At 68.2% G+C, this 9,898-nt stretch carries 16 protein-coding genes; 7 read left to right on the top strand and 9 right to left on the bottom strand.

Annotated elements, in window-relative coordinates; genetic code table 11:
* Positions 1-27: 27 nt before the first annotated feature.
* The gene (locus tag QGG57_05025; protein MDP7007530.1) at positions 28-813 is read left to right on the top strand and encodes a carbon-nitrogen hydrolase family protein; all 786 of its coding nucleotides are present in this window, start codon (positions 28-30) and stop codon (positions 811-813) included.
* Here the strand turns inward: QGG57_05025 and QGG57_05030 are convergent.
* Positions 807-1,304 carry a hypothetical protein gene (locus QGG57_05030; GenBank protein ID MDP7007531.1) on the bottom strand — a complete coding sequence of 166 codons (498 nt, stop codon included), beginning with the start codon at positions 1,302-1,304 and terminating at the stop codon, positions 807-809. The genes QGG57_05025 and QGG57_05030 overlap by 7 nt on opposite strands.
* 157 nt (positions 1,305-1,461) lie before the next feature.
* Here QGG57_05030 and QGG57_05035 point away from each other — a divergent pair, with 157 nt between their 5' ends.
* Together QGG57_05035 and QGG57_05040 are read left to right on the top strand one after the other, a co-directional pair.
* Positions 1,462-2,721 (top strand): NAD(P)/FAD-dependent oxidoreductase, encoded by a 1,260-nt coding sequence (locus QGG57_05035; protein MDP7007532.1) that lies wholly within the window; start codon positions 1,462-1,464, stop codon positions 2,719-2,721.
* 86 nt (positions 2,722-2,807) lie between these two features.
* Entirely contained in the window at positions 2,808-3,140 is a 333-nt protein-coding gene (locus QGG57_05040) for a hypothetical protein (protein MDP7007533.1), read from the top strand.
* On the opposite strand, the gene QGG57_05045 is transcribed toward QGG57_05040, so the two are convergent.
* Genes QGG57_05045 through QGG57_05055 form a run of 3 tightly spaced genes read right to left on the bottom strand, consistent with a single transcriptional unit; the run spans position 3,137 to position 4,769 of the window.
* On the bottom strand, positions 3,137-3,994 hold the full coding sequence (locus tag QGG57_05045; GenBank protein ID MDP7007534.1) for an MBL fold metallo-hydrolase: 858 nt from the start codon (positions 3,992-3,994) through the stop codon (positions 3,137-3,139). The two genes, QGG57_05040 and QGG57_05045, sit on opposite strands and share 4 nt — an antisense overlap.
* Positions 3,973-4,605 (bottom strand): gamma-glutamyl-gamma-aminobutyrate hydrolase family protein, encoded by a 633-nt coding sequence (locus QGG57_05050; protein ID MDP7007535.1) that lies wholly within the window; start codon positions 4,603-4,605, stop codon positions 3,973-3,975. The genes QGG57_05045 and QGG57_05050 overlap by 22 nt, the downstream gene beginning before the upstream one ends.
* A gap of 20 nt (positions 4,606-4,625) precedes the next feature.
* A complete protein-coding gene (locus tag QGG57_05055) occupies positions 4,626-4,769 on the bottom strand; it encodes a hypothetical protein (GenBank protein ID MDP7007536.1) in 144 nt (47 codons plus the stop codon).
* Positions 4,770-4,823: 54 nt separating this feature from the next.
* On the opposite strand from QGG57_05055, the gene QGG57_05060 reads away from it, so the two are divergent.
* The 3 genes from QGG57_05060 to QGG57_05070 are packed head-to-tail and all read left to right on the top strand — an operon-like array spanning position 4,824 to position 6,197.
* Positions 4,824-5,138 carry a hypothetical protein gene (locus tag QGG57_05060; protein MDP7007537.1) on the top strand — a complete coding sequence of 105 codons (315 nt, stop codon included), beginning with the start codon at positions 4,824-4,826 and terminating at the stop codon, positions 5,136-5,138.
* A 22-nt stretch (positions 5,139-5,160) separates the two neighbouring features.
* Positions 5,161-5,742 carry a dTMP kinase gene (tmk, locus tag QGG57_05065; GenBank protein MDP7007538.1) on the top strand — a complete coding sequence of 194 codons (582 nt, stop codon included), beginning with the start codon at positions 5,161-5,163 and terminating at the stop codon, positions 5,740-5,742.
* Entirely contained in the window at positions 5,739-6,197 is a 459-nt protein-coding gene (locus tag QGG57_05070; protein MDP7007539.1) for a hypothetical protein, read from the top strand. Before tmk ends, QGG57_05070 begins: the two co-directional genes overlap by 4 nt.
* Before the next feature lie 2 nt (positions 6,198-6,199).
* On the opposite strand, the gene QGG57_05075 is transcribed toward QGG57_05070, so the two are convergent.
* The 5 genes from QGG57_05075 to QGG57_05095 are packed head-to-tail and all read right to left on the bottom strand — an operon-like array spanning position 6,200 to position 9,567.
* Entirely contained in the window at positions 6,200-6,631 is a 432-nt protein-coding gene (locus QGG57_05075) for a zf-TFIIB domain-containing protein (protein MDP7007540.1), read from the bottom strand.
* Positions 6,632-6,679: 48 nt separating this feature from the next.
* On the bottom strand, positions 6,680-7,297 hold the full coding sequence (locus tag QGG57_05080) for an MBL fold metallo-hydrolase (GenBank protein MDP7007541.1): 618 nt from the start codon (positions 7,295-7,297) through the stop codon (positions 6,680-6,682).
* Complete coding sequence (locus QGG57_05085; GenBank protein ID MDP7007542.1) at positions 7,285-8,571, bottom strand: hypothetical protein; 1,287 nt, start codon at positions 8,569-8,571, stop codon at positions 7,285-7,287. The genes QGG57_05080 and QGG57_05085 overlap by 13 nt, the downstream gene beginning before the upstream one ends.
* The gene (locus QGG57_05090) at positions 8,568-9,416 is read right to left on the bottom strand and encodes a GNAT family N-acetyltransferase (protein MDP7007543.1); all 849 of its coding nucleotides are present in this window, start codon (positions 9,414-9,416) and stop codon (positions 8,568-8,570) included. Before QGG57_05090 ends, QGG57_05085 begins: the two co-directional genes overlap by 4 nt.
* Positions 9,409-9,567: a hypothetical protein gene (locus QGG57_05095; protein ID MDP7007544.1), complete on the bottom strand. Its 159-nt coding sequence runs from the start codon at positions 9,565-9,567 to the stop codon at positions 9,409-9,411. Before QGG57_05095 ends, QGG57_05090 begins: the two co-directional genes overlap by 8 nt.
* A 75-nt stretch (positions 9,568-9,642) precedes the next feature.
* On the opposite strand from QGG57_05095, the gene QGG57_05100 reads away from it, so the two are divergent.
* On the top strand, positions 9,643-9,898 hold a 256-nt coding region (locus QGG57_05100), incomplete at its 3' end, for a hypothetical protein (GenBank protein ID MDP7007545.1).

Raw genomic sequence — 9,898 nt, forward strand, 5'->3', positions numbered from 1 at the left:
CTTTTACCACACGGCAACTGCGCGCGCATGCAGCTGGCGGTGGCGCAGGCGCCCGTGGAACTTGGCGATGTCGAGGCGAATCTCGCGACGGCACGCAAGCTGCTGGAGCAGGCGCAGGCGGCGTGCGACGGCGGGCTCGACCTGCTGGTGCTGCCCGAGCTGTTCCTGACGGGATACCTGCTGCGCGACGACTACGCGCGCGTCGCCGAGACGGTCCCGGGCGACGGCCCGGCGCAGGTGGGCCTCGCGGCGCTCGCGGCCGACAGCGGCGTCCATATCGCCGCCGGGCTGGTCGAGCGCGGGCGCGAGAGCCTCTACAACGTCGCGCTGCTGGTCGGGCCCGACGGCTACATCGGCCACTACCGCAAGCGCTACCTCCCCAATTTCGGGCCGTTCGAGGAGAAGCTGCACTTCGGCGCCGGCGACGCGACGCCGGTCTTCGAGACGCCGCTGGGGCGCATCGGGATGCAGGTCTGCTACGACATATTCTTCCCGGTGCAATCGCTGGCGCTGGCGCACGGCGGGGCCGAGCTTATCCTGAACATCTCGGCCAGCCCGACGACGTCGCGTCCGCTGTTCCATCGCATGCTCCCCGCGCGCGCCATCGAGACCACCTGCTTCTGGGTTTTCGCCAACAACGTCGGCGTGCAGGGCTCGCTCACCTTTGGCGGCGAGTCGTGCATCGTCGACCCGCGCGGGCGCTTCGTCGGCGAAGCGCCCGCGCTCGAAGCAGGCATTGCGGTGGCGGAGATTGACCTCACCACGCTGCCGTCGTTCCGCGAAGCGCGGCCGGTGCTGCGCGACTCTCAGTAGGCGGCCTGGAACTGCGACAGGTCGGCGTTGCACTTCCCGCACTGGAACATGGGCGAGATGCAGGCGGAGTGGAACTTGATGTTGCAGTGGTTGCAGGTCGCGACGTAGCTGCCGGTGCGCAGCTCCATATCGCAATCGGCGCAGGCGGCCGACGCGAACTCGACTCCCGTTTTCTGCTGCTTGAGCTGCTTGCCAGTGCGCGTTGCGCCGCCCTTGACCAGCCCGGCCGCCAGGACTCTCCTGTGCGCCTTCTCGACTTCGGGTTTCAGGTGCTGTAGCGCCTCAATCAGTTTCTTCTGCCGCAGCGCAACGATTTTCTCGATGTGCCCCACCGCATCCGATTCGCGCTGGAGTGGCGGCATCTTGCCCAGTTCCTCGGCGATGCGGTGCAGGCTGCCCCGCTCCTGCTCGACCCACTTCAGTAGTGCCTTCATCAGGTTGTAGCCGCGAGTCGCCTCCTTCTTGGTCAGGTGGAGCGGGTCGCGGGTCATGCGACCGCCCCCGGGAGGTCTTCAGGAAGTGAGTTGAGTCCGGACACGGAGCCGGGGCACGCCTGTCGGCCCTAAAAAGAATTCCCTCCTCGAGTGCATGGGAACTGGTTCAAGCTTTGACAATCAGCTTTTAACCGTAGCAGCCTGCCGCCAGCCGATGCATGACGTGGCGGTGGTAGGGCAGGGGCCGGCCGGCGGAATGGCGGCGCTGCGGCTGGCCGAAGCGGGCCACTCAGTAATCTCTTTCGAGCGCAAGCAGCGGGTCGGCGACCCGATTCACTGCGGCGAAGGCCTCGGGCGCATCGCGCTCGAGCACACGAACTACCCGGTCGGCGACTGGGCTATCCGTGAAGTGAAGGGCAACCGCATCCGGATGCCCAACGGCAAGTCGGTGGGGCTGATGTCGCCCGGCTACTCAATCCACCGCTGGGGGCTCGACCGCGCCATCTCCGACGACGCGGTCAAGGCGGGCGCCGAGCGGCACGAAGGCGTGCGCGTCACGAAGGTACTTCGCGAGAACGGCCACTGGAACCTCGCCTCGAAGGACGGCCCGGTCGCGCAGGCGCGGCAGCTGGTGATAGCCGAAGGGCGGGTGCCGGTGCTGGTACCGCAAGTTGGCCTCAAAGGTAATGACAAGCTGCGGCTATTGCCGGGGCTGCAGTACAAGTTCCGCACCAGCGACGTCAATTTTCCAGATACGGACTATTTCGACTTCTACATCCACCCGCGCTATGCCGATGGCTACGTCTGGGTCTTCCCGCGCGACGACGTCTTCAACGTCGGCATCGTTGCGACTAACGGCGCCAAGGCGGGCCTCGAGCAGTTCTGCCGAGACGAGATGCAGGTCGACCCCGACCAGCGCATCCCCAACGACCTGGGCGACCTGCAGAACGGGGGGCTGATTCCGCGCGACGGCCCCATCCCGCAGTTCGCGACGCGCGGCGCCTACGTCGTTGGCGATTCGGCCGGGCTCACGAACCCGATAACCAAAGGGGGCGTCCATGTCGGGATGCTCTCGGGAGAATACGCCGCCATCGCCATCCGCAACGCGCTCGGCAGCGGCGAGTTGGTGCCGCCGTCGCACGCGGTCAACACCCACGAACTACGCGGCCTGCACTGGGAACGCACCGGCCGGGCGCTGCACCCACAGCTGGCGCCGCACCTGTGGTACGACCGCATCCTGAAGCGGCAGCCGTGGACGCAGCAGCAGTTCGTCGACGAGTCGAAGCTGATTTACGCGCTGGACGAGCGCATCCTGAACCTGATTGGCGAAATCTACGACGGGCGCAACTACTCCGACCTGCCGTGGCTGAAGATGCTGGGCATCCTGATACGCAACCCGGATCTGGCTCCGCTGGCGCGCAAGCTGCTCAAAATCAAGGCCAGCCTGAAGATAACCGAGAAATACGGGTGGTAACATTCCGCGTCTTTACGCGTTATTACGTAGCTAAAACCGGCTAAACCGCCTGCGGGTTTTTATCCCACCCCGGCCAACTGCCCGCCGTGAGCGACTGGATTGACTGCGAGAATTGTGGCGACCAGTTCGAAATCAGGCGGGTTTTCCAGCGCAGCCATGGTTACTGCTCGCGTTGCCGCCAGCACATGAAGCCGCTCGACCTGGAACTGCTCTGCGCCGCCGAAGGCGCGGTGGCGGGGCACGGCGACGGCCGCGTCTCGCGCGGCGACTTGCAGGAAATCATGGCCATCATCCGTGGGACCGGCTGGTTCAGCCCGGTCGAGAGGGCGACGCTCGACCTGATTCACCGCAACTACCGTTTCACCAGCGCCGCCGAGAAACTCTACCGCACCGAGCTCGGCAACTGGCCCAAGGGCTAAATCGAAAAGGTCTGCCCTTCCCGTCCCGTTTCCCAGCCGCTGCGCGCCAGCTTCGCCGACTCCGCGGATTCGGGATTGCAGAGCGGGTTGGTGTGGTTCAGGTGGATGAAGACGATGCGCGGGTCGCCCTTCCGCCGCGTGCCGAGCCGCTCAAGGCTTTCGCGCACCGGCGGGTGCGGCACTGCGTCCTGCCGCGGCAGCTCGTCCGCGGACCAGAAGGTGCCGTCGAGCAGCACGATGTCGGCGCCCAGTTGCCGGAACCAGTCGCGCGGGCTGGCGGCGCCGACCGCCGCCAGCGTCGCGCCCCAGTCATCATGGTCGGGTAGGAACAGCAGTTTTCGTTTCGCGCTGACCAGCAGCGCGTGCATGTCGCTCCGCTCGTCGCGGTGTGGCACCGGCAGCGGCGTGACGCTGAAACCCCGGCACTCGACCGGTTCGCCGCTGCGCCACTCGCGCAGCTCCAGGTGGCAGCCATCGAGGAGCGCACGCCAGCCGGGCGTCGCGCGCAGTTGCTCCGCGACCGCTCGCGAGCAGTGGAATGGGACGCCCCGCGCGTCCATCACTTCGGTGCCGAACTGCCCCAGCCCGTCGATATGCCCGAGATGCGCGTGCGTCAGCCAGACCGCGGCCGGTGTTCCGCCGCCAGCCAGTGCGAGCTGGTGCGCCAGCTCGCGCGTCGCTTCGAAGAGCTGCACCCCGTCGGGTCCCCGCAGGGCGAGCGAGGCCGGCAGCCGCTCGAACTCGCGGTCGGCCAGCGCGGCGGCGCAATGCGCGCAGCGGCAGCCCGCTTGCGGGACTCCGCCGTCCTGCGCCGAGCCGAGCAGCGTCGCGGTCAGCATTGCGACCGCAGCCATTCCTGCATCAGGCTGCGCCCCGCGCCCGCGGCGGTGCGCTCGGGATGCCACTGCACCCCCAGCCACGGCAGTTTGCGGTGCCGCAGCGCCTCAACCATCCCGTCCTCCGCGCGCGAGATGACCTCGAGGTCGCTCCCAAGGTCGCGCACGCCTTCGTGGTGGTGGCTGGTGACCTCGAACTCGGCCCCGGACATCGTAACTGGATGGTAGACGTCGTCGGTGTCGCGCGTCCCTCCGGTATGCGCCGCGGTCTCGAAACCGCCGTCGCTGATGTCAGGCCACAGCGTCCCGCCGCACGCCACGTTCAGGACTTGCAGCCCGCGGCAGATGCCGAGGATCGGCATCTGCCGCTCGCGGGCCACCGCCAGCAGCGCCAGCTCCAGCGCGTCGCGCTCCGGCTTCGGATTGCGTAGCCGCGACTCGTCCACGTCGCCGCGGAAGGCGCCGCTGCCGGGCGCCATGTCGCCACCGCCCGAGAGCACCAGCAGCGAATAGCGCTCAAGCTCCGCGACGCTGTCGATGCGCTCGGCGGCGAAGCCCGCTTCCGCCAGCCAGTCGGCATATTTTTTTAAATACTTGTCGTCGGAAAGTGTAATCGCGACCGGTTGCATGCTTCAGCTCCCCTTCGGCGCTAAGTGTCCTCGCCGTCGCCAGCGGCGCAGGCGGGGCAGGTCACCGTCGCCTGCTCCTGCGGTGCCCAGAGTTCGGCTGCGCATTGCGAGCAGTTGGCCAGCTTGACCGGCTCGCCCTTGATAATCGCCTTGAAGTCTGCCATTGGCGCCGGCAGCCCGAGGTGGGATATACCGGCTGCGCTCGCTGGTTAGCAGACATGGAATGCCAGCTCTGCGCGCTGCCACCGGGCGATTCCGCCTGGCGCATCACCGACTGCCCCGGTTGCGGGCTGCCGCTGCTGCTCTGGCTCGCGCACGATTCGGAGCCGGTGCGGGCGGAGCGGCGCGAGATGCGCGCTGCGCTGCGCGAGCACGGCAATATGCGCTACGGCCGCGGCAATTACCTGATTGACCGCTTTCCCGCCGAGTTTCCCGACCACTTCCACTGGCACTGCCGCCCCAACCTGAGCCCGCAGCTGGTCGAGGAGCTGGCGCTGGCGCGCGGACGGCCGCCGCCGCACGATGGCTCATAAGCAGCCGCGGGCTCGCCACGCCGTGCTTATCGACCTGGAGGGAATCGACGGCTGCGGCAAGTCGACGCAGGCGCGGCTGCTGGCAGAGCGGCTGCGCGGTGCGGGCCATACGGTGGTCGTGCTGAAGGAGCCGACCGACGGCCCGAATGGCAGCCGACTGAAGCAGGTGCTGCGCGGCGAGTGCATCGCAGACGCCGAGGAAATCCTGTCGCTCTTCGCCGCCGACCGGCGCGAGCATGTCGCCGACCGCATCGCGCCGGCGCTCGAGCGGGGCGAAATCGTGCTGATGGACCGCTACTACTACTCGGGGCTCGCCTACCAGTGCGCTGCCGGGATTCCTGCCGACCGCATCCGTGCGCTCAACTCCTTCGCACCCGCGCCGGTGCTCGTGCTGGTCTTCGACCTGCCCGTGGAGCAGGCGCTCGAGCGAGTCCATTCGCACTCGGTCGCCGATACCTTCGAGCGCGCCGACCACCTCGAGCGCGTCCGCGCCGCCTATCTCGCGCTGCGTGACGACCCGCTGGTGCGTATCCTCGACGCGACGCGGCCGCCGGAAGCGGTGGCGGCCGACGTCTGGGCGCTGGTGCAGGAGGCCATGGCGTGACTGACTGGTTGCTGTTGCTCAAGCTCTCCCTTGGTGGAGTGCTGTTGTTCGACCTGCTGCTATTGCAGCGCAAGCCAGCTGCTGATGCAATTATCCAGCGACTGGACTGGCAGGCGGAGCTGACGCGCAAGGGCGCTTACGGCTGGCTGATGCCGACTGCGGCGCTGCTGGTGTTGCTGCTCGACCGCGCACAGGGCAACGACCCGCGTCCCGCGCTGGCGTTGCTGGCGCTCGTTGTCGGCTATCTGGCGCTGCCGCGTTCGCTGGCGCTCGAGCCCGAAGCGCTGCTGCTCGACGGCTGGCGCATCCCGCTTGCGCGCGTGCTTTCGGCCAAGCCCGCTGAAGATGGCGTTGCCGTCTCGCTCGAGCGGTTCGGCTGGCTCACTGAGCAGCACCTCCCGGCTGGCACGGTTGCAGACGCGCTACAGGAACGGCTGGCCGCAAGGGAGCCGTAGCGCTACAGGCTCATGGCCAGAATCTGGACTATGTCCGTTAACAGACTCAACCCTGAAGCAGTGCCTGCCACACCCTTGGCCACTCCCTTTCCGTCCGTTTTCTGCAATGCCTCCAGTTCATCCTTGTCGAACCAGATGCCATGGCAGCCGCCGCAGATGTCGAGTTGCACCTCTGGTTCAGGGATGCTGGTGAGGTGCATCTGGCCGGTGCAGTGGGGGCACGCAATGTCGTGTTTGCCGGCTTCCGGCTCGCGTGATAGTTGGCTGGCGAGCTCCTCGACCGATGCGCTATCGGGTGCCAGCCGGGCCAGTTCCCCCCGGTCCAAGAAGAGCCCTCCGCAATCCTTGCAGTCGTCCACGGTTATCGCGAACGTATCATTGGTGACGCTGCGCGGTTCAAGGCTAGTGCTACAGCGGGGACACGTGCGCGCCATGCTTCGCGAGCTCCGGCCGTTGGTTTAAGCCGTTGGCGCTCCCCGGCGCTACGGCTCCGCCATGAACGCGACAAATTCCTCGAGCGACCGCGGCGCGAGCACGTAGTTCTCGCGCCGCTCGGCGCCCATCGTCGAAGACGGACGCGGGCCGTAATCGTGGCCCGGCCAGATGACCGCGGAATCCGGGACTTCGGCCAGTACTTCGAAGAGCGAGCGGTGCATCGCACGCGGGTCACTGCCGGGCAGGTCGGTGCGTCCGCACTCGCCCACAAACAGCGTGTCGCCCGTGAACAGATTGCCCTCGGCGTGCAGGCAGACGGAATCGCGCGCGTGGCCCGGCGTGTGCAGCACCTCGACCGCGATTTCACCGACGCGCAACGTGTCACCGTGTTTTAAATATTGATCGACGGTGAATTCCGCCTTACGGTGCGCCGCCACTTTCGCGCCGGTCAGCTCGACCGTGTGGTCGTTGCCGTTGACGTGGTCGTGGTGGCCGTGGGTGTTGAGCACCCACTCGACGCGGTATCCCTGCGCTTCGGCGCGGGCGACCAGTTTTTCTGGCTCGAAGCAGGGGTCGACCAGCGCCGCGACGCGCGTTTCCTCGCAGCCGAGCAGGTAGGCGAAGTTCGCCATCGGCCCGACCCGAAGCTGCTCTACGATGGCCACTGGAACACCCCCAGCGCGCGCTGGAAAATGCGGTAGAGCGCCGCGACTGGTTCCAGCCCGCTACCGTCGAGCCGCTCGCGTGCGATAGCGTCAAGCTCGCGCAGCGCCGCGACCGCCCGCGGCGAGCCCAGGTCGTCGTCCATGCCCGCCTCGAGCCGCGCCAGCAGTTGCGCCGTGGCGGGGTCGCCGCGTGCCAGCTGCGCATCTCCTGTTGAAGCCGCGACTGTGGCATCGCCTCCGGCGCCTGCCGCAGCGCCATGCGGTTTTTCGTCGTCGCCGCTCGCCGTCAGCACTTCGACAGCAGTCCAGCCCAGCGCTTCGCCCTCGGCGCAGGCGGCCTTCAGCGCCGCTTCGCTGAATGGGGTGAAGTCGCGGTAGTGGTATTGCAGCAGGTAGAACCGCAGCGCCGCGGGCGGGCAGTCGTCGAAGACGGCTGTCAGCGAGAGCCGCTCGCCGCGCGATTTCGATAATTTCCCGTCCGCGTCCTCCATCAGTCCGTTGTGCATCCACATGCCGCAGTATTCGCCCAAGCCCAGCGCGTCGGCCAGCAGCAGCTCGCTCTCGTGGTGCGGATACGCCAAATCCGCGCCACCGAAATGGATGTCGAGCGGCAGCCCGGGGTCGTGCGCCGCCATCAGCGTGCACTCCAGGTGCCAGCCCGGTCGCCCCGGAGCAATGTCATCCGGCGACCACGTCCGGCCGCCCTCGAGCGGCGGCCCCCAGAGCATGAAATCGAACGGCCCCCGCTTAGGCCCCGAGTCGACCGCGTCGGCCGGCTCGCAGAGCGCCGCCTCGATTCCGGTTCCGAGCAGTGCGCCGTGCTGCTCCGGCGCGACCGAGAGCCAGATGCCGCCCTCGCTCTCGTAGGCCCGACCGTCGGCGAGCAGCCGCGCCGCCAGCGCGCCAATCTCGGGGGCGACCTCGGAAGCGCGCGGCAGCGCCTGCGGCCGCAGGTTCCCCAGCGCGTCCATCTGCGCCAGGAATTCCGCCTCGTAGCGCGTGGTCAGTTCCTGCTCGGGCAGCCCATCGCGCGCCGCCGCCTGCGCAGTCTCGTCGGCGACGTCGGTAAAATTCTGCGCGTGGCGCACCGCGTAGCCGCGGTATTCGAGCCAGCGGCGCAGCACATCTACGGCAACGTAACTCTTGGCATGCCCCAGATGCGCCGGCGCGTAGACCGTCGGCCCGCAGGCGTAGAGCCGCACCGGGTCGCCGGCCGGCGCGAAGCGCTCCTTGCAACGGGTGGCGCTGTTGTAGAGCCGCAGCCCGCGGCTCATCCCTTGTCGCCTCCAGCGCGTGCGCAGATATTCGCCTCGTCGCTCCAGCTACCGCCGCGCACCATCGCCAGTGTGTAGTCGACCGCTTCCCAGCCTTGGGCCTCGAGCAGGCTGGTGACGCGGAAGTTGGGCGACGGGACGATGATTTCCAGCGTCGCCTCGCGGGGGAGCGCCGCGACCGCCGCCTCGAGCAGCGTTTGCCAGCCGCGGCAGCCCTGTTCGACCACCCACGGTCCCAGCTCGAACAGAGCATCCTCGCCCTTCGCCAGGATGTAACTGCCGTCCAGCGCGAGCGCCGCCTTCGGGACCGCCGTCGCGAGCGCCTCGAGCAGCGCGGAGCGGTCAGCGCCGAATTGCGCCGCGTCGACCGCCAGTACCTCCTCCCAGCGGTCACGCGCCGGCGCGACAGCTACGCTGCCGACGTCGAACGGCGCCAGCGCGTGCATCTCCGGTGAGAGCCGGAAGCGGGTCGACATCCCCTCCGCCTCGAAACCGAGTGCGCGATAGAAGCCGGCGGTCGGCATCAGTGCGTGCACCCGCACCGCGCGGCACCCCGCCAGCCGCTCCAGTGCCGCCTCGAGCAGCGCGATCCCCACGCCGCAGCCGCGCTGCTCGGGCGCGACGACGACGTTGCCGACGGTCCCGAGCGCGCCATAGTCGTGCGCGGTGCAGACGCCGGCGGCCACGCCGTTGACTTCGGCGCCCAGCGCGACGCCGAGCGCGTGCAGCCGCTCCCAGTCGCGCGCCGAGTTGCCCCACCCCTCGCCGTCGGTCAGCGCCCGCGCCAGCTCCAGGTCGCCGGCGGCCATGGGGTGGACCGCGACCGGCGCGGCCGCGTCAGCCATCGCCCACCGCCCCTTCCTCCACGCCTTCGTCGCACTCCTGCTGGCCGAAGGTCAGGAAGCGCTGCTCCTCGCGCCGCAATTTGAGCCGGCAGCTGCCATAACCGTAGTCCTCGCCGCCATACCAGTGGGGGCAGTCCTTGCACCGCAACACGGCCGCCGAACGGCCGTCGCCCAAAAAGCCGCGCTCCAAGGTTACTATTATAGCCGGCCGGCAGGTGGCGCCGCCATGCGACAGGGGGCTGCGCTGCTGATGGCACTGCTGATGGTGCTGACCGGACTGGGCACCGGCTCCGTCGCGCCCGCCCCGGCGGAGCAGGCGCCAGCGCAGTTCGCGGCGGCCGAAGGCGGCAACGACACGCTGAACCGGACCAACACGTTCCCATTCGACGTGCTCTTCGACGATTACCACGAATATTACGAAGTGGTCTCCGCATTGCAGCGGTTCGCCAACGACTTTCCCGGGATTGTTGAATTCTACACGC

Source organism: Candidatus Poseidoniia archaeon, from assembly GCA_030748895.1.
Lineage (GTDB): Archaea > Thermoplasmatota > Poseidoniia > MGIII > CG-Epi1 > UBA8886.

Excerpts from the sequence above, each read along its gene's own strand:
- QGG57_05025 (MDP7007530.1), top strand. The coding sequence starts at position 28 with ATGCAGCTGGCGGTGGCGCAGGCGCCCGTGGAACTTGGCGATGTCGAG.
- QGG57_05030 (MDP7007531.1), bottom strand. The coding sequence starts at position 1,304 with ATGACCCGCGACCCGCTCCACCTGACCAAGAAGGAGGCGACTCGCGGC.
- QGG57_05035 (MDP7007532.1), top strand. The coding sequence starts at position 1,462 with ATGCATGACGTGGCGGTGGTAGGGCAGGGGCCGGCCGGCGGAATGGCG.
- QGG57_05045 (MDP7007534.1), bottom strand. The coding sequence starts at position 3,994 with ATGGCTGCGGTCGCAATGCTGACCGCGACGCTGCTCGGCTCGGCGCAG.
- QGG57_05050 (MDP7007535.1), bottom strand. The coding sequence starts at position 4,605 with ATGCAACCGGTCGCGATTACACTTTCCGACGACAAGTATTTAAAAAAA.
- QGG57_05055 (MDP7007536.1), bottom strand. The coding sequence starts at position 4,769 with ATGGCAGACTTCAAGGCGATTATCAAGGGCGAGCCGGTCAAGCTGGCC.
- QGG57_05060 (MDP7007537.1), top strand. The coding sequence starts at position 4,824 with ATGGAATGCCAGCTCTGCGCGCTGCCACCGGGCGATTCCGCCTGGCGC.
- QGG57_05075 (MDP7007540.1), bottom strand. The coding sequence starts at position 6,631 with ATGGCGCGCACGTGTCCCCGCTGTAGCACTAGCCTTGAACCGCGCAGC.
- QGG57_05085 (MDP7007542.1), bottom strand. The coding sequence starts at position 8,571 with ATGAGCCGCGGGCTGCGGCTCTACAACAGCGCCACCCGTTGCAAGGAG.
- QGG57_05090 (MDP7007543.1), bottom strand. The coding sequence starts at position 9,416 with ATGGCTGACGCGGCCGCGCCGGTCGCGGTCCACCCCATGGCCGCCGGC.